The 17005-nt window shown below is 52.8% G+C and carries 18 protein-coding genes; 13 read left to right on the top strand and 5 right to left on the bottom strand.

The genetic code is table 11. From position 1 onward, the window contains the following. The first annotated feature begins 12 nt into the window (after positions 1-12). Positions 13-279, top strand: a complete 267-nt coding sequence (locus tag ACFVTB_RS04460) for a phage holin family protein (protein WP_387745775.1) — start codon at positions 13-15, stop codon at positions 277-279. Positions 280-372: 93 nt separating this feature from the next. Here ACFVTB_RS04460 and ACFVTB_RS04455 read toward each other — a convergent pair whose 3' ends face one another. Further along, positions 373-1311 carry an aldo/keto reductase gene (locus ACFVTB_RS04455; RefSeq protein ID WP_387745772.1) on the bottom strand — a complete coding sequence of 313 codons (939 nt, stop codon included), beginning with the start codon at positions 1309-1311 and terminating at the stop codon, positions 373-375. A 51-nt stretch (positions 1312-1362) separates the two neighbouring features. Further along, positions 1363-2361 (bottom strand): Gfo/Idh/MocA family protein, encoded by a 999-nt coding sequence (locus ACFVTB_RS04450; protein ID WP_387745769.1) that lies wholly within the window; start codon positions 2359-2361, stop codon positions 1363-1365. A gap of 124 nt (positions 2362-2485) precedes the next feature. On the opposite strand from ACFVTB_RS04450, the gene ACFVTB_RS04445 reads away from it, so the two are divergent. Beyond that, positions 2486-3337 carry a helix-turn-helix transcriptional regulator gene (locus ACFVTB_RS04445; protein ID WP_387745766.1) on the top strand — a complete coding sequence of 284 codons (852 nt, stop codon included), beginning with the start codon at positions 2486-2488 and terminating at the stop codon, positions 3335-3337. A gap of 117 nt (positions 3338-3454) precedes the next feature. Then, positions 3455-5614: a glycoside hydrolase family 3 N-terminal domain-containing protein gene (locus tag ACFVTB_RS04440; RefSeq protein WP_387745763.1), complete on the top strand. Its 2160-nt coding sequence runs from the start codon at positions 3455-3457 to the stop codon at positions 5612-5614. Between the two features lie 404 nt (positions 5615-6018). Here ACFVTB_RS04440 and ACFVTB_RS04435 read toward each other — a convergent pair whose 3' ends face one another. After that, positions 6019-6636: an NUDIX hydrolase gene (locus ACFVTB_RS04435; RefSeq protein ID WP_387745760.1), complete on the bottom strand. Its 618-nt coding sequence runs from the start codon at positions 6634-6636 to the stop codon at positions 6019-6021. A 138-nt stretch (positions 6637-6774) separates the two neighbouring features. Between ACFVTB_RS04435 and ACFVTB_RS04430 the strand changes: the two genes are divergently transcribed. After that, positions 6775-7305 (top strand): VanZ family protein, encoded by a 531-nt coding sequence (locus tag ACFVTB_RS04430; protein ID WP_387745757.1) that lies wholly within the window; start codon positions 6775-6777, stop codon positions 7303-7305. 94 nt (positions 7306-7399) lie between these two features. Here the strand turns inward: ACFVTB_RS04430 and ACFVTB_RS04425 are convergent, their stop codons facing one another. Continuing rightward, entirely contained in the window at positions 7400-8455 is a 1056-nt protein-coding gene (locus tag ACFVTB_RS04425; RefSeq protein WP_387745754.1) for an S-layer homology domain-containing protein, read from the bottom strand. Positions 8456-8698: 243 nt separating this feature from the next. On the opposite strand from ACFVTB_RS04425, the gene ACFVTB_RS04420 reads away from it, so the two are divergent. Further along, positions 8699-9484 (top strand): sporulation protein, encoded by a 786-nt coding sequence (locus ACFVTB_RS04420; protein WP_387745751.1) that lies wholly within the window; start codon positions 8699-8701, stop codon positions 9482-9484. Positions 9485-9585: 101 nt separating this feature from the next. On the opposite strand, the gene ACFVTB_RS04415 is transcribed toward ACFVTB_RS04420, so the two are convergent. Further along, positions 9586-10455, bottom strand: coding sequence for a pentapeptide repeat-containing protein (locus ACFVTB_RS04415; RefSeq protein ID WP_387745748.1), 870 nt, complete (start codon positions 10453-10455; stop codon positions 9586-9588). Between the two features lie 179 nt (positions 10456-10634). Between ACFVTB_RS04415 and ACFVTB_RS04410 the strand changes: the two genes are divergently transcribed. The 8 genes from ACFVTB_RS04410 to ACFVTB_RS04375 all read left to right on the top strand — a co-directional run bounded on the left by ACFVTB_RS04410 (position 10635) and on the right by ACFVTB_RS04375 (position 16991). Beyond that, positions 10635-10940 carry a PadR family transcriptional regulator gene (locus tag ACFVTB_RS04410; RefSeq protein WP_387745745.1) on the top strand — a complete coding sequence of 102 codons (306 nt, stop codon included), beginning with the start codon at positions 10635-10637 and terminating at the stop codon, positions 10938-10940. 17 nt (positions 10941-10957) lie between these two features. Then, positions 10958-11581 carry a DUF2812 domain-containing protein gene (locus tag ACFVTB_RS04405; RefSeq protein WP_387745742.1) on the top strand — a complete coding sequence of 208 codons (624 nt, stop codon included), beginning with the start codon at positions 10958-10960 and terminating at the stop codon, positions 11579-11581. A gap of 692 nt (positions 11582-12273) precedes the next feature. Continuing rightward, positions 12274-13548, top strand: a complete 1275-nt coding sequence (locus tag ACFVTB_RS04400) for a GyrI-like domain-containing protein (protein ID WP_387745739.1) — start codon at positions 12274-12276, stop codon at positions 13546-13548. Positions 13549-13726: 178 nt separating this feature from the next. Then, on the top strand, positions 13727-13939 hold the full coding sequence (locus tag ACFVTB_RS04395) for a hypothetical protein (protein ID WP_387745736.1): 213 nt from the start codon (positions 13727-13729) through the stop codon (positions 13937-13939). A 27-nt stretch (positions 13940-13966) separates the two neighbouring features. Then, positions 13967-14713 (top strand): hypothetical protein, encoded by a 747-nt coding sequence (locus ACFVTB_RS04390; RefSeq protein WP_387745733.1) that lies wholly within the window; start codon positions 13967-13969, stop codon positions 14711-14713. Beyond that, a complete protein-coding gene (locus tag ACFVTB_RS04385) occupies positions 14710-15906 on the top strand; it encodes a glutathionylspermidine synthase family protein (protein WP_387745730.1) in 1197 nt (398 codons plus the stop codon). The genes ACFVTB_RS04390 and ACFVTB_RS04385 overlap by 4 nt, the downstream gene beginning before the upstream one ends. Beyond that, entirely contained in the window at positions 15907-16602 is a 696-nt protein-coding gene (locus tag ACFVTB_RS04380) for a signal peptide protein (protein ID WP_387745727.1), read from the top strand. It abuts the gene before it with no gap. After that, entirely contained in the window at positions 16599-16991 is a 393-nt protein-coding gene (locus ACFVTB_RS04375; RefSeq protein WP_387745724.1) for a DUF350 domain-containing protein, read from the top strand. The genes ACFVTB_RS04380 and ACFVTB_RS04375 overlap by 4 nt, the downstream gene beginning before the upstream one ends. The last annotated feature ends 14 nt before the right edge of the window (positions 16992-17005 follow it).

Below are 17005 nucleotides of genomic sequence, written 5' to 3'. Positions count from 1 at the left end.
AGGAGATAGAGAATGGATTGGGAAGTTATTATTCATCTCGTTGATCCTGAATTGTTTATTGTTCTGGCGGCATGCTGGGTATCCGGATATGCTTTTAAGCAGACTCCACTGGTTGCCGACTGGCTTATCGTTTATCTGGTGGCGATTATCGGAATCGTATTTGTCTGTTTGCTGCGAGGATTTATGCCGGAATCGATTCTTCAGGGCGTTTTGTGCGGGGCGGTGGCCGTTTACGCAAACCAACTGATAAAGCAAACGGTCGAGAAGCGCCGGTCATAAAAAGCACTTTGCCAAAGCTGAAAACGCGAGCCTCGTCTTCCAAGAGACGGGCCTCGCGTTTTCAGTTTGCTGTCTTAGCTGGATGGATCGGTCTTAAATCCGATCGACGCTCAGATCGAGCCAATTCATCTCTTCGCGGGTCAACTGGATCAACGCGCCTTCATTGCAGGAACGAAGCTCATCCGCCGACTGCGCGCCGATTAGCGCGCATGTCGGGAAGGGCTGGTTCAAGACGTAAGCAAGCGCGATCTGAATGGCGGTCGCGTTCTTCCGTTCAGCCAACTGTTTCGCCCGCTCAAGCCGCTCCCAGTTGTCATCGCTGTAAAAGACGCGGACAAGATCGGCGTTGCTGCGATCTTCCGGCGTGAATCGGCCGGTAAAGAAGCCTCTCGCTTGCGAGGACCATGACAACAACGGAAATTGCTCTGCTTCATGCCAGCCGCATGTTTCTTCGTCGGCCGAGACGCAGCCTGCCCAGAACGGCTCGTTCGCTTTGGCAAGGCTGAGGTTCGGGCTGTTGAACGAAAATCCGGTCAAGCCATTCTCAGCGGCGTACGCATTCGCTTCCCGAATGCGCTGCCAAGTCCAGTTGGACACGCCAATCGCCTTTATCGCACCGGAAGCGATATGCTCGTTCAGCGCTTCGATGATTTCACCGACAGGAACGGCCGGATCGTCGCGGTGCAGCGCGTACATGTCGATGGAGTCCATTTGCAGCCGCGCCAAGCTGTCCGCAAGATCGCTGCGAATGGCTTCCTTGTTGACGCGAGGTCCCGTCTGGTCATGATGGGCGCCTTTCGTCAGAATGACCCAATCCTCACGGTTGCCCCGTTCTTTCATATAACGCCCGATGACTTCCTCGCTTTGTCCCCCACAATAAATATGGGCGGTATCGATCGAGTTGCCGCCGGCTGCGAAGAATGCGTCCAAGTTGGCGGCAGCCCGGTCGTAGCTGTCATGGTAGAAATAATCCGAACCTTTCATTAGACGGGAGACCGGTTTGCTTAATCCCTTTATCGTCAAGTATTCCATAGCATGTATCCTCCTTTGTACGCTGGTCGAATAGGCAAAATAGTTAATCGGTTACAGAACGACTCTTGTATGTTCGCGCGCCGACAAGAGACAAGCGTCAATGACTTTCATATTAAGCACTGCGTCGGAGACCGAGTAGGCAAGCGGCGTTCCGGTCGTAATAGCGCGGGCAATCTGATCGGCCTGCTCGGTGTAGGCGTTAACATGAGGGACTTCGATTTCTTGTCGTTTGCCGTTCGCAGAGAGAATAACCGCCGCGCTTTCGGCCGTCGGGGTGACGAAAGCGGATGGCAGCTCGATGATGCCGTTCGTGCCAAGCACCTCCAGCGGATTGCGGAATTCGGCCCACATGCCGCAGTCGAATGTAAGCGATACGCCGCCGCCGAACTCGATCAGCCCGGATGCCATCATATCGACATCGTCATGATCCGGGGAGAACAAGGCGTTTACCGTCGCCGCTTCCGGCTCCCTGCCGAGCAGCAGTCTAGCCGCGTTGATCGGGTAGCAGCCGACGTCGTAAAGCGAGCCGCCTCCCCAGTCTTTGCGATAACGGACGTTGGCGCTGTCCCCCGCATTGTTGAACGTGAAGGCGCTTCGGATGCCGCGCACCTCGCCGATTGCGCCAGAGTCGATGAGCTTCTTCACCTTCGCGTAGCGAGGATGATAGCGGTACATGAACGCCTCAGCCAGCAGCACGCCGGCTTGCGCGGCCGCCTCGGCCATTTCGGCCGCTTCGCGTTCATTCAGCGCTAACGGTTTTTCGCATAAAACGGGCTTGCCCGCTTGAATGGCTTTGATCGCCCATTCTTTGTGAAGATGGTTGGGGAGTGGAATATAGATAACGTCGATTGAGCTGTCGGCCAGCAGTGCTTCATAGCTCCCGTACGCAACGGGAATACCGAGCTCCTCAGCCGTCTTTTTTGCATGATCCAAATCTCGGCTTGCAATGGCATACGCTTCGTTCAGTTCGGATAGCTGCAGCCCCGGAATAACGGCTCGCTTGGCGATGCCGGCGCAGCCCATAATGCCCCATTTCAGCTTTTTGCTCATGGTTCACCCTCCGCTTCATTTGGTTAAGATATGATGATATTGCGATTATAGGCTATGGGAAAAGAAAATAAAATGATATTATTTTGCATATCATTAAAACAATATTGTCATTGAGGTGATCGCCTTGCAGCGTCAAAGCCTATTGCTCACCCTTCCGCATTCGCTGTACTTTTGCTTCCCCGAATCGATTGGAAATTACTTCAATTTTCCCGAGCATGAAGTGACGAGGGAAGCGGGAGCGCTTAATAATTTCAATATTCATTTCGTCGTTTCGGGGAAAGGATTCGTGGAACTGGACGGGGTCATTCATGAGCTTTCCGCCGGACAGGCCGTTCTCTATTTTCCGCTGCAAAAGCAGCGTTATTACAGCAGCAAGGACGAGCCATGGGACATTCGCTGGATTCATTTCTACGGGGGCGGCGGGCTTACCGAGTACTTGATCGAGCAAGGCTTGCACAAAAGCCCGCTGTGGACGCTTCGTCAGCTGCCGGCCCTAATCGATGCGCATGAGGAGCTGCTCGCTGAAGCGGAGGCTCACCGGATGCTTCATCCCGGGCGGCTGTCTATGCTGACGTACGCGTTAGTGACCATCTTTGTCGAGCACGCTTCGCCGCTTCGAGAAGGAAAAAGCGGAGCTTCAAGCGACCGCATTATGGAGCTGCTGCCGATTATGCAGCAGGAAGCGGCCAAACCCTTCTTGTTAGAGGAATGGGCCGATCGGATCGGCGTGACGCCGTATTATTTTTGCAAGCTGTTCAAAAATGCGACAAGAATGACTCCGATGGCGTTCGTCACACGATGCCGTCTTCAACTGGCCAAGCAGTGGTTGCTCGAAAGAAAGGATGTCACCGTGGGTCAAATTGCAGAAGAGGCCGGTTATCCCAGCGTGAGCTATTTCAATAAGCGTTTTATGGAGCACGAAGGGATGACGCCGACCGCTTATCGAAAGCTTTATGGTGCCCAAGGAGGAAATTAAATTCCAATAAAAACAAGATCGTATAATTTTTAGCCAACCTCCGTTCTATTTGTTGCTCGAAACGTTCAGTATAATAAATGGATAAGCTTGTCTATTTGCAATGGAGGGATACAAACAGTGACCAAACGATCGATTACCGAATTGCTGTCGCAGATGACGATTGACGAGAAAATCGCGCAGCTCATTCAAGTGACGCCTGATTTTCTGACCGATACAGAGGCTAATCTGACGGGGCCGTTGGCCGCGTTGGGCCTGTCCGAGGATATTATTCATAACATTGGCTCCGTACTGAGCGCCGTCGGCGCGAAAGAAACGAAAGCTATTCAAGAGCAGCATTTGAAAAGAAACCGGCTGGGCATTCCGCTTCTGTTGATGGCGGATATTATCCATGGTTACCGCACCATTTTCCCAGTGTCGCTGGGTCTTGCCAGCTCGTGGGATATGAATCTTGCCGAGCGGACGGCTGAAGCCGCTGCTAAAGAATCTGCTGTAACGGGTCTCCACGTTACCTTTGCTCCCATGGTCGATCTCGTTCGCGATCCGCGCTGGGGCCGGGTTGTCGAATCGACGGGAGAGGACCCTTACTTGAACGGCGAGTATGCGCGCGCATTTGTTCGCGGCTTCCAAGGCGAGGATTTGTCGGCGGATACCGACCGGATCGCCGCTTGCGTGAAGCATTTGGCCGCTTATGGCGCGGCTGAGGGCGGACGCGACTACAACACGGTCAATATGTCGGAGCGGCAGCTGCGGGAATCGTATTTGCCGGCGTATAAAGAGGCTGTCGATGCGGGCTCGGAATTGGTTATGACCGCGTTCAACACGGTCGACGGCGTTCCGGCGACAGGCAATCGCTGGCTCATGCGCAAAGTGCTGCGCGAGGAGTGGGGCTTTGGCGGCGTGCTGATCTCGGACTGGGGAGCGGTTCAGGAAATGATCGCTCACGGTGCGGCAGCGGACGGCGCGGAAGCGGCGCGCAAGGCCATCGAAGCGGGCGTCGATATCGAAATGATGACGCCTCTGTATGTGCTCGATCTGAAGAGACTGGTCGAGGAAGGGAAAGTAGACGAAGCGCTGATCGATGAGTCGGTGCTGCGCGTGCTCCGTTTGAAGGAGAAGCTTGGATTGTTCGACAATCCGTATCGCGGTGCGGACGAGGAGCGAGAGGAGGAAGTCATTCTGAGCGGCGAGCATCGCGCAGTCGCGCGCGAGGCGGCGGTCAAATCGGCCGTGCTGCTGAAAAACGAAGGCGTGCTGCCGCTGCGCAGCGGACAAAAGACGGCGCTGATCGGACCTTTCGCGCAGAGCGGCGACATTCTCGGACCTTGGTCGCTATGGGGCAAGCGGGAGGAAGCCGCGCAATTGTACAATGGAATGCTGACTAAGACGGAGTCTTCGCTGCTTCGTGTTGCGAAAGGCTGCGATGTGGAGTCTGGCAGCGAAGAACAACTGGAAGAGGCGCTTCAAGCGGCCCGCGAAGCGGATATTATCGTGCTTGCATTAGGCGAGTCGTCCGAGATGAGCGGGGAAGCGGGCAGCCGCGGCGACATTCGTCTGCCAAAGGCGCAGCTCGATTTGATCGCTCGGCTGAAGCCGCTTGGCAAGCCGATGGCAGCCGTTCTGTTCAACGGCCGGCCGCTTGATCTGCATGGCGTTATCGACGAAGTTGACGCTGTGCTGGTCGCATGGTTCCCGGGGACAGAAGGCGGCAACGCCATCGCGGATTTGCTGTACGGAGACAGCGCGCCATCCGGCCGCCTAACCATGTCCTTCCCGTATGCGGTGGGACAGATTCCGGTGTACTACAATCACTACAATACGGGCCGCCCGCTCACGCCGGAGAATGCCGATCAGCGGTACGTGTCCAAATATTTGGATATGCCGAATGATCCGCTCTTGCCGTTCGGCTTCGGCCTTGGTTATACAACCTTCACATATGCGAAGGCGGCATTGTCCGCCGAGACGATCCGTCCGGGCGAGACGCTAACCGTAACGGTCGATGTCACCAATACCGGCGAGACGGCGGGCGAAGAGGTCGTTCAGCTTTACGTTCGCGACGTAGCGGGCGAGGTTGTCCGTCCAGTTAAGGAATTGAAGGCGTTCCGGAAAATCAAGCTTGCGCCGGGCGAAACGGTTTCGGTTGCGTTCGAGCTTGGCGAGGAGCAGCTGCGCTACTATCACTCCGATCTCAGCTATGAAAGCGACGAGGGAGAATTCCAGCTGTTTGTCGGGGCGAATAGCCGCGATGCCGAAGCGTTAAGTTTCCAATTGGTGAAATAGAGAAAAAGGCTCGAAACTGAAATCAACGGGTGACTTGAAGAGAGGATAAGCGCTGCGGGTCAGAGGGTTCTTGCGATCGCCATTAAAGCCTGATTCCTTTATTTTACAAATATTTGAGGTAGGAATCATGCTTTAAAAGCGACCACTTCGTTTCTCCAGAATCCCTCTGCCCCTTCGCTTTTCCCTACTTCTTCGTCAAGCACTGATTTAAAACTTGAGCCAGAGAAAGATATGGGATTCATACAAAGAAGTCCGGCCAAAAGAGGCCGGACTTCTTTGTATTCGGTGCATCGGGCTGTCGATCAGCAGATCAGCAGTCATTGATCGGTAGTCAACGATCAGCAATCATTGATCAGTTGTCATCGATCAGCGGTCATTAATCCGCACCCGCCGATCGGCTGCTGTCAATCGAATGCCACTGGTATCCCCGGATTTTTATAATAATCGAACATCAAACGAATCTGCGCTTCCGTATTGCGTGAGGCAGACAGCTCTGGCAGTTGGTCTTCGCCAAAGAAGCCGACCTCGCTTGTCTCGATGCTTGTTTGAGCCTGACCGCCTACGAGACGGCAAAGGATGAAGATCTTGTAGACGTGAAAGGGATCGGGAGGGTGATCATGCCGCTTCTTATCGAAGACGGCGAGCAGCCGAAGCGCCTCCGTATCGTAGCCCGACTCTTCCTTCACCTCTTTGACCGCTACTTCGGCAGGAGTGTAGCCGATGTCGGCCCATCCGCCAGGCAGCGCCCACGCTCCGTCCGACCGTTCCTTTACGAACAACAGCTTGTCGTCTTGAAAAACGACTGCCCGAACATCGACCTTAGGCGTAGCATAACCTCTGTCAGAGGCAAACGCTAGCCGGATTTGCTCTGTGTCCGCCGTTGTATAATGCGAAAGCATCTCGACGCTTAAAGCCCGCAATTGTTCATACCGTTCCTTGTCGTACGGATCTTTGACGTAAGCAAGCCCCGATTGGGAAATTGCTTGAATTTGCTTGGCCCATTCCAGCCATTTGATTTCCATGATTCGGCCCTCCTGAATGAAGTGAAATCTCTTTCTATTAAGCAACAATATGCAACATTTTCCTTTTGTGTTCCGTCTTAATAGACGACTTATGCTTTGATAGAGTTTCAATTTTGGCGAAGCAAGGGAGAGCGTTTTTTGGCAAAGGATACAGCTAGAGTAAGTTTCATTTTCAGAGTGACGGCATTTCTTTTGTTTCTGATTTATCTTTATTTGCTGCTTAAGCTCGTATTATTTCGGGGCATTACGCCGCACGCGTTCGTCGAGCGCTTGGCGGATGTGAATGTTGAGCGACTTAGCCGTGGAATTCAGTACATAAGCAACTTCATCCCGTTCAGAACGATTTGGAATTACATCGCGCATCATTCGAATCGGTTTGTTGCCTTTTACAATGTGGTGGGCAACGTTGCTGCTTTCATGCCGTTTGGTTACCTGCTGCCATTGCTGCTGCCAAGTCAATTTCGGGCGCTCCGAATCGCCGCGGCATCTTTTCTTTTCAGCCTATTGCTGGAATGCCTTCAACTGCTGGGTGCGGTCGGGAGCTTTGACGTTGACGACCTTATTCTGAATACGGCAGGGGGAGTGCTGGGGTACTGGTTGCTGCAAGGACTGCGGCAAGCGAGGGCTCTTTTATCCGGCAAAAGAAAGACGAAGCCTTATCAATCATAAGAACGACCACCAATTCGATTACAAACTTCCTCCCTATAAAAGACCGTTTCGAGGGATGTTCTTTCATCCCCCGAAACGGCCTCCTCTGATTTATCTATTCATTTTCATAATACGCGTAAATTTTCCATCCGCCATCCGCCATTTTTTTAAGCAGATAGACGCCTGCATTCGATTGTGTTTCAGTAACCGGCTCAGTGCCGGCGGCGTCCGTCGTTGTGACGCGGTAGCTGCCGCCAGTCGATTCCACGACGGCGAAGCGTTCCGTTTTATCAAGGACGGTCAGTTTTTGTTCGGTTGCCCGCTCCATCTGAAGCGAGTAGCCCTCGCCTACCAGAGCTGTTAGGTCTTCGGCATATGCGGCCGATAGAGCTTGGTAATAGCCCGTATGGGATTTCGCGTAAAAAGCGGCCAACTGGTCGAATGCTTTCTTGTTAATAAGCTCGAGCTCCTGCGCTTCGACATCGAGAATGATTTGCGTCAGCGCGCTGTCTTCCGGCAAATCGTTCTTTTGCAAATCAAGTGCGCGTTGGATCATAACGACCGCTTCGGCGCGCTTCGCATTAGCGAACGGCTGGAACGTCGTGGCAGTGCTGCCTTGCACGATGCCGGCTCTGCTTGCTTTCTCGATAAACGGTGCAGCAAAGTAATTGGGTACGTCTGTGAAGGTTTTGGCATCTCCGGCGAAAACGACGGATGATTCGAAAGCCCTTACGACCAGCGTTGCAATTTCACCGCGCGTAATCGATTGGTTCGTGCCGAATTTCGTGTCGCTGACGCCGTTCACGATACCAAGCTCGCTGGCGATGCGAACCGGCTCCGTATACCATTTCCCTGCTTCGACATCGGCGAAAGTTTTACCCTCGCCATCGGCGCGCAGATCTAGTACGCGTACGAGAATGGCGACAAATTCGGCGCGGCTGATCGGGTTGTTCGGCTTCACTTTCACCGTTCCGTCAGCTTCCACATAGCCCTTTAACAAATCAGCATTAATGAAATTGTCCAATTCCGGATAAGCCCAATGCTCTTCGATATCCGCCGGAAAATACAGATCCAACGGAGAAGCCTCAGCAGCCTTCGCTGCCGGCGCAAATAGCGAAAGCGTCAGGAAAAAGGCGAGTGCCAGCATCAGCGTTCCTTTAAGCTTGTTCATTCTATTCAGTCCTCTCTCTTAGCTGTGGTGTCAACAATAGACGATAGCATAATAGGATGGGCCAGGCCATAGGAAAAAAGTAGAATTCATTTCCTTGCTTTCTAGTAAAAATTTCTCTATTTGCAGCCTGATTCGGAAACCGATCCTGAGTCACGCCCGTATGAACATTGGAATCGCAGAAACGTTCCCTATCGGGATCGTTTCTGGGGTGATATATTCGTCGCGACGAAGGAGAGAGAAGCAATGTCATTGTTTAATCGAATGATGGCCAGTATCGGGATCGGCTCTGCGAAGGTAGACACGCTGCTGGAAAAAACGGTTTATTACCCGGGTGAGGACATTCAGGGAATCGTCCGTATTCAAGGCGGATCAGTAGAGCAGCGAATCGAGGGGATTAGCCTATCGATTATGAGTTATTACTTCAAAGAGGTGAACGATTCCAAAGTAAAAGAGCTTGTGGAGCTCAGCCGCTTCCGCGTTACTCCTCCCGTCGTTATTCGGGCTAATGAAACGCAAGAGATTGCATTTCAATTCCGACTTCCTTCCCAAACTCCGCTTACGATCGGCAAAACGCCGACATGGATTAAGACGACGGCCGATATTCGCGCAGCGGCGGATCCGACCGACAACGATCACATCGAGGTCAGAATGTCTCCAGAAATGGGGATGGTATGGCAGGCGATCGAATCGCTCGGCTTCCGTTTGAAAGAAGCGGAGACGATGTATGCGCCGAAGCTGGGCGGACCGCAGTCGCCTTTTGTTCAAGAGTTCGAGTTTGTTCCTTATTCGGGAGCCTATCGGGGACGGCTTGACGAGCTTGAGCTGATTTTCTTGCACAATCGGGGCTCCGAGCTCAATATGCTGCTGCAAATCGACCGGAAGGCAACGGGCTTGTTCAGCAGGTTCGCGGAGGCGCTGGACATGGATGAAACCTTCGTCCGGTTGACCCTTTCGGATAACGATTTTGCCCGCGGGCCGCAGCATGTCGCTTCCGTCCTGCAAGCGACTATTTCGCGATATGCACATTAGTTTATAAATAAAAATGACCGGAGATCGCGCGTGATCTCCGGTCATTTTTATTTATTGAGCGTCTCATAGGCAACTGCTGGACGCATTGGGATGCGATCGTTTCATCGCCAGTGCATGGGTCGGGACAAGGCGGCCGGAATGCGAGTGAATTTGTCGCCAACAGCGGCATTCAGCTGCATTTGGGTCAGAAAGAGCGTATCGGCCAAGTCGGCGCCGCGCAAATCAGCGTCACGCAAGTCAGCGCCAGTTAGATCGGTGAAACTAAACGCAGCGCCTCGCAAGTCGGCGGCGATCAGATAGGCGCCGCGCAGGTTGCCAAAGCTGAAGTCGGCTCTGCCGAGCTTCGCGCCGATGAAGTCCGCGCCGCGGCCGTGACGTACATGGCGCTTGCGCCCGGTGGCCGCTTCCGCCTCCGCTCGCGCAGCGGCCCTTGCCAATTCGCTCGCTTCAGTGAGTAGGACATTGATTTCTGCACGATGGGTTGCGACATCCAAACGCATGATCGATTCAGGAGGCAATTCGGTCAGCGTCTCCACCTCATGCGTCATCCTTGTCAGCTCCTCGCGAACCGGCGCTGCGGCGCTCAGCCCGATCGCTTCTCTCATATACCACAGCAGCTCATGCAGTTGTCTCATAACCGGAAAAACCGTGAACATAGAAGTCGCGATGTCAGGACAATTTCTCCAGTCAGTACCTTCGAAGGTGCGCAGCGAAACCTTCTGACCGGCTCCAAAGCAATCGTATACGGTGCAGCCGCGATAACCGATCTTCCTCAAGTCGGTATGAACGGAGCATCGGAAATCGGTCTTTAAATGGGAACAGGGTTGGCCCGCTGGCTTGTCCAACGCGAAGTCGGAAGATGCGGCATAAGGCAGTGCAACGCAGCATAATCCGAAGCAACTGCTGCAGTCGGAGTTAAGATCCGAGGGAGCCGGCTGCCGCATATCGGCTAAGGGCGGTGTGAAAGGCATGGTGCAAATGCTCCTTTATTGGATATATTATCCTTTTATAATAATTCCGTGTAAAAAAATGGTCAAATCATTTTAAGAAAGCTATTGCATTATACAGTCTAACTGTATATAGTCTAACTATATAGTTAAACTATATAAAATCTAATAACTGAAATAGGAATAGGGAGGAGAATCCCATCATGAACGACAAGCATTTGCCCCTGACGGAGACGGTGTCTTATATTTTGCTCGCTCTGATCGAGCCGGCTCACGGTTATTTAATTATGCAGAAAGTCGAGGAATTGAGCGACGGGCGCGTGCGAATGGCCGCGGGAACGCTGTATGGTGCGATTGATAATTTGCTTAAGCTGAAGTGGATCGAGCCTGTGGAAAGCAGCGACGGCCGGCGAAAAGTATATGCGATTACCGGCAAGGGAAAGGAAATCCTCGTGCGTGATCTGGAGCGTTTGAAGCATAGGATTGCGATTGCGAATTCACTGTTATAAGGAGAAGGAGGGAGAATATGAGGAAGTATCGTTTTTTCACAAAGTTTGAGAAGGAAGAGCAGTGGTTAAATGAAATGGCTCGAAACGGATATAAGTTGACTGGAAAGCAGTTGGGGTATCGATTCGAGCTTGCCGACCCTGAGAACGCAAATATCCGAATCGATTACCGCAAGTTCAAGAGCCGCAGCGCCTACGAGGATTACCGGGCTTTGTTCGAAGATAGCGGGTGGGAGCACGCCGCAGGCGGTAAGGATTCGGGGTATCAATACTTTAGAAGGCGTCCGATGCAAAATGGTTCCAAAGACGAGCATATATTCTCGGACGAGGGCTCGAAAGCCGGCCGCTACAAGCGGGTCTCCCATATGTATTTGCTCCTTGCACTCCTCTATATTCCCATTTTCGCTGTGATGATCTGGACCGGGATGATCGAAGGCGCAGCTTATGTCAATCCGAAAGCCCTTTATTTCACGCCGGGCCTGTGGGAGAAGACAGGAGCGGGATTTTGGGGAGCGTTTCTATTCGAGACGCCGTTCGCCTTGTTTAGAGGAGCGATCTGGCTGTTCTTGCCGGCGACGATTGTGCTTTATCTGGGCTTTGCGTTAAAAGCAGACCGGCATTACCGAAGAACGGGTGGTATGTAGGCTGGAAGCCTTTGTAGTATTGCAGCAATTGTGCCGGTCTCATCTTAGCAAGGATGAGGATCAGTGTTCAACTGACAAGGGGAGAGCAACGAAGAACTCTCTGCCCCGCAGCGCTTCTCCTCATTTAAAGTCAGGCACTGACTTCGGTTTGGAGCCTAGTTAATGGACAGTAGTGACCGTTAGCGCCGATTATTCGAAATTTCGGCTCGCTTAGGGACATTATTGTCCCTAAGCAAGGGATAAGGGCGGAGAATAGCGTGCAATCATCTTCTAACGGTCACTAGTGTCCTTAAAGAAAGGGAATGTGCTTTGTTTTTTGCTCTAACGGTCAGAATGGACCGCTTGATGGATACGATCACGCTGCTGTCCATTGTGAACCATTAAAGCACTCCTTTCACAAGCTTGTCTTGTGGATCGATTGAGGCGAGTTGATCGCACAACCATCTTACGGAAGGGAAAGGACACGCAGCTTTTCCCCTCGCTTCATGTCAAGAACTGATTTCGATTTGGAGCCAGAAAAGCTCCGTCGACGGGGCTTTTCTTCTTTTTTTACAAAGGCAGTCAGTTGAAGGTATGGCTAATAGAAAATAATTGACAAAAAGAACATATGTTCTATATGATCTAGATATTGGGATTTCTGACACCACGAGTTAACGCTATTATTCGGGTATCGGAAAAGGAGACGATTGAGGTTGGCTAAAGGGACTCGCGTTATGGAAGCGAAGACTGTATGGAAAGAATCCATACAAGTTGTCGGGGAGAAGGTGCGGTATGATCCGTCAGCCCCCGTTAAGCCTTCGCAGAATGTTGTCGCCCGATTATGGGATCGATTCAACGAGAGGGCGGGAGAGGTCGAATATGCAGTCGGCGGAGGATACGGCGCCAGCGTGTGTCGAGAAGGGGATTCGCCTGACGGTCCGATCGATTACGTAGCGGCAGTCAAGGTCAGCCGTCCTGGCCTAGTACCGGATGGGATGGAGAGGCTGACGCTTCCCGGCGGCCTCTATTGCGTCGTCACGAGACAAGGGGTAATTGACGATATCGGCGAAGCCTACCGCTTCTTTTGGGAGGAGTGGCTGCCAGAGTCGGGGTATGTGCCGCGCGATGGCGGAATCAGCTTTGAGTTTTACGATAGACGCTATAAAGGCAACAATGTTTCCAGTTCGATTATGGATATTTGGTTTCCGATTCAGCCTGCGAGTCCCTCGCCGATCGTGAATCGCACGGTTAGCGCCTTTGTTCACGTCGCTGATTTGCGCCGGTCGGCTGAATGGTACAGCCGGTTGCTGGGACTGCCGCTGAAGGAAGAACGGCTGAATAACGGTCCTGTTTATTGGCTGGAGCTGGAAGGCGCGCATCTGGTCCTCGATTCTAATGCCAACAATCGAAATAATCCGCAATGGCGGGAAGAGATGAAGCCTAGGTGTATGCTGCCGGCGACCGATATCGATGAGGCTTATCGCCGTGTAGCGGAGCGGGCCGAAGTTTTCTTCGAACCGGAACGTTACGAATCCTTGGCCTTCTTCAGCTTCCGGGACCCGGACGGCAACGCCGTTATGGTGTGCTGGAACAAGGGAGAAGACGAAGAGACGTTGACCGGACTAAGTCCGATTAAACGAATCGGCGGCATATTTCTCGACGTTAAGCATACGAAGGTCGCCGCAGAGTGGTATTCCCATTTATTCGAACTTCCGTACGAAGAACAGTCTGCTGAACAGCCACTCTACTCGATACCGGTGGAATCGGGTGCAGCTATACTACTGGATGCGAATCGTTATTTGAAAGGCGAATCGTTCACCGAGCTGTTTTATTTTGAAACGGACGATTTTGATCAGGCGCTCGAGCATATTCGCGACAATGGCTTCCAACTCGCTGCAGAGCCTCAGCGCTTTGACGATTTAAGCGAGGTTGCTTTACTGGATCCGGATGGAAACCGGATCGTCGTGGCATGCGTACACAGCGATTAACAAGAATAATGGCAAGGATGAGGCCGGAATCTTCGCTGCGAAGGTTCCGGCCCTTTTAGCATTCTAAGCAGGCGCACCTATACAAATATCTGCAAATGAAAGAAACATATGTAACGAATGTCCGTAATAAGTTATAATCATTTTCGCCTATATTTCGGTTGAGAGGACGGAAGACATTTTGGATCAGGAAATAACAGTCGTTTTATTGGAAAAGAGTTCAACAGGCGAGCTTCGGGAAATCGACCGGCGCAGGTGGAGCAGAACGATGATCGCTTCGCTCGATCACGTCAATTATCTTGTATTTAACGGCAGGGAGTACGAGACGCTCGAAGGCCGTCTTAACGTGGATCACGGGCATCTGGAGCTACTGCTTGTTCCGATGCAGACATAGAGGCTGCAATTGAAGGAGGAAACGATCTTGGAGCAAGAGGAGAAAAAAGAAGGGCCGCAAGCTTCGCGGCTGTTTACTTCGGAAGGGAAGCCGCTGCGCGTGCTGTCCACTTCGCTTGGCGTTGCGCTGCTCATGAATGCGGCGCTGGGAGCGGGCGTATACTCGACCGCCAATGCGGCGCCGTCGGCAGAGCCGCAGCTAAAGGCGTGGTCAACAGAAGAGGTCAAAGCTTACTTCGATCAATACGGAGATTGGAGCCTGCCTTATCCAGAAGACGAAGAGGAGTCGGCCGGACAGAATGGCGCTGGGACTTCCGGCGCCGGTTCGACAACCGTCAACAACACGACCGTCGTCCATCATGGCGGCGGCTTCGGCTGGGACGATGTGCTGCTCTATCATTTGCTTTTTAATAGAGGCTACGGTTATTCGCCATCCACCTACTATTCGAATCGACCGGTCTATCATACGTCGACGAGCAAGCCGTATAAGCCTGCGACATACTCTACCGATACGTTTCAAAATAAGAAAGTCTCCGGTTCCTCGGTTCCGCCCAAAACATCGAAATCGACCGGTTCGATTGTCAGACGGTCGACTTCCTCGAAGCCTGGAGGGATCGGCGGCAAGTCCAACGGGTTCAGCTCCTCCGGAGGCTCGAGCGAAAAAAGCGCAATCTCAAGCGGCTCGATGAGCTCTGGCAAAAGCTCAAGCAGCTCAAGCGGTTCAAGCAGCAGAAGCAGCGGATCGAGCTTCAAGAGCGGCGGATTCGGAGGATGAGCCGCTCCGTCTTCAAGGTTGTCGCAGAGCCGCATCCGGATCGCGCAAGCCGCGTAGAGGAATTAAAGCGGCTCGGTTTTTCGTGGGCGGATATCGGTGAGGAGCTGTATTGGCTTGATCAAGCGGTTGCGATGGAGCGCAGCGCTTACGAGGAGTTAATGAATGCATCGGCGTCGCTCTGGTCGGTATTCGACCGGGCAGTCCGTTACTTGCATGGAAACCGCGGTTTTTATCCGTTGATCGGCATTCCACCGGTTCTATGGGACATGATCGACGGCGAGCCGCTGCCGGATGAGCCGCTTATCAGCCGGTACGCCCGGTTTGATTTTGCGATCGACGAGGAGGGCTCTATTAAGCTGCTTGAGCTGAATGCCGACACGCCGACCGGCTATGTCGAAGCGTCCATTGCGACGCCTTGGGTATGCGCGCAGACGGGGCTGTCCACGCCGAACGGGGAAATGGCCAGTCTGGTTGCCGCAGCTTGGGGCGAGGAGCAGCCGGACACGGCGGCTTGCGTGGCGTATGGCGAGCATTTGGAGGACTCGGGAACGATAGAGGCTATGGTCAAGCATAGCGGGTTGGATATACATTGCCGCGATTGCTTGGAGCTATATGTGGACGACGGTCAATTAATGGACGGAGAGGGCCGGAATATCCGGCGGATGTTCGCTCTGTACCCGAAAGAATGGATGGCCGTCGACGATGGAGGAGACGCGCTGGCCTATGCGATTGAAACCGGACAATTGAAGCTGTTTAATCCGCCGGCCAGCATATTGCTTCAAAGCAAAGGGCTGCTCGCGGTCGTTTGGGGCCTTTACGAGCTGGGCCAGTTGTTTACGGAACAAGAACGAGAAACGATCGAACGTTACATGCTTCCAACGTACAATCGACCGGTTTTCGAGGGCGATTTCGTATCGAAATCGATGTTCGGCCGCGAGGGAGGATCGGTTCGACTGTTTGGACCGGCAGGCGAACTGGAGCTGGAAGATCGGGACGGCTATGATACGAGCGTCATGTTTCCAAGCGTGTATCAGAAGCGCGCTCAGTTGGCGCGAATTGAGACGTCGGAAGGGGAGCTTCATTTGCTGACCGGCGTATTCGTCATTAACGGCAAGCCTTGTGGATTGCTGGGTAGAGCAGGCGGGCCGATTACGGGCAACGCCAGCCAATTTATCGCTATAGGGGTGAAGTGAATGCTAGCGCGTTTAAAGCCGGGCGGATCGTCCGGCGAAGGTAACCGGCATGCCGCGGGACGGCGTGGACGGACTGCGGCTGCCGTCATACTGACAGGCATGCTCGCGTTCGCGTTGACGGGATGCGGGATGAATCAATCATCTGTATTTCATACGCAATCGGTAGAACAGGCAGCCGCTCCAGAAAGGGGAACCGTTCGGGTGCCATGGGATTATAAAATCGTTGAAGGGACGGTTGGCGATCTTATCGGCAGCGATATGACCGTTTTGCCGGACAATCAGCTGATGCCGAATGACGGTAATTATGCGACTGGCGATGCCGTTTGGAGTCTGCAGTTTATGGACGCCGACATTACGGCGGACGAGAATAACCGCAACGATATTCGGCTCTCCAGCTGGGACACGATCAAGACGTTTAAGAGCGAGAAAGAAGCCAAGGAAGATATGGGCAAGCTGAAGCTTTCGCTGACGACGGAGCTTGATTTGATTGGCGTGTATAAAACTGAATTCGAGGGCAAGACACGCAACTTCGCCGTTGTGGAGCTGCCTTCCGGCAACCGGATCAAGCAGCCGATTGACGATAAACGATACGAAGCTTTCACGAAGTTGAAAAAGGTGAAAGCGAAGCTGGAGGAAATACATGATTTTGCCGAATACGATTTGGCATACGCGAAATTTCGGGGGTGGGCGGATTGACGGTCATTATTAACATTGTAGTCAGCGTCGTCGTTATTATATTGCTTCAACTGTTGGGCATGATTATTTTCAACTGGATGACGCCCTACAAGGATATGGAAGAGCTGAAGAAGGGCAATGTCGCCGTTGGTCTTGCGCTTGGCGGCAAGTTTCTTTCGACGGCTATTATTTTGGGCGTTGCCGCCTATACCAATTCATCGATCTGGTTCATGATGCTTTGGTTTGCAATCGGTTATGTATGTTTGATAGCCGCTTACTGGTTATTCGAATTGCTTACCCCGGGCTTCAAACTGTCCGAGCAGCTTGTGCGCGGAAATACGGCAGTCGGCATTATGCTGTTCTGCGTATATTTGGGCTTTGCCTTCGCCATCAGCAGCTTGATTGTATAGGGGAGGGATGACCG

It is taken from the genome of Paenibacillus sp. NPDC058071, assembly GCF_042885235.1.
GTDB lineage: Bacteria > Bacillota > Bacilli > Paenibacillales > Paenibacillaceae > Pristimantibacillus.
This window is presented reverse-complemented; position numbering and strand designations above follow the sequence as displayed.

Coding starts and splice junctions, on each gene's coding strand:
- ACFVTB_RS04460 (WP_387745775.1), top strand. CDS start 13: ATGGATTGGGAAGTTATTATTCATCTCGTTGATCCTGAATTGTTTATT.
- ACFVTB_RS04455 (WP_387745772.1), bottom strand. CDS start 1,311: ATGGAATACTTGACGATAAAGGGATTAAGCAAACCGGTCTCCCGTCTA.
- ACFVTB_RS04450 (WP_387745769.1), bottom strand. CDS start 2,361: ATGAGCAAAAAGCTGAAATGGGGCATTATGGGCTGCGCCGGCATCGCC.
- ACFVTB_RS04435 (WP_387745760.1), bottom strand. CDS start 6,636: ATGGAAATCAAATGGCTGGAATGGGCCAAGCAAATTCAAGCAATTTCC.
- ACFVTB_RS04425 (WP_387745754.1), bottom strand. CDS start 8,455: ATGAACAAGCTTAAAGGAACGCTGATGCTGGCACTCGCCTTTTTCCTG.
- ACFVTB_RS04420 (WP_387745751.1), top strand. CDS start 8,699: ATGTCATTGTTTAATCGAATGATGGCCAGTATCGGGATCGGCTCTGCG.
- ACFVTB_RS04415 (WP_387745748.1), bottom strand. CDS start 10,455: ATGCCTTTCACACCGCCCTTAGCCGATATGCGGCAGCCGGCTCCCTCG.
- ACFVTB_RS04410 (WP_387745745.1), top strand. CDS start 10,635: ATGAACGACAAGCATTTGCCCCTGACGGAGACGGTGTCTTATATTTTG.
- ACFVTB_RS04405 (WP_387745742.1), top strand. CDS start 10,958: ATGAGGAAGTATCGTTTTTTCACAAAGTTTGAGAAGGAAGAGCAGTGG.
- ACFVTB_RS04385 (WP_387745730.1), top strand. CDS start 14,710: ATGAGCCGCTCCGTCTTCAAGGTTGTCGCAGAGCCGCATCCGGATCGC.
- ACFVTB_RS04380 (WP_387745727.1), top strand. CDS start 15,907: ATGCTAGCGCGTTTAAAGCCGGGCGGATCGTCCGGCGAAGGTAACCGG.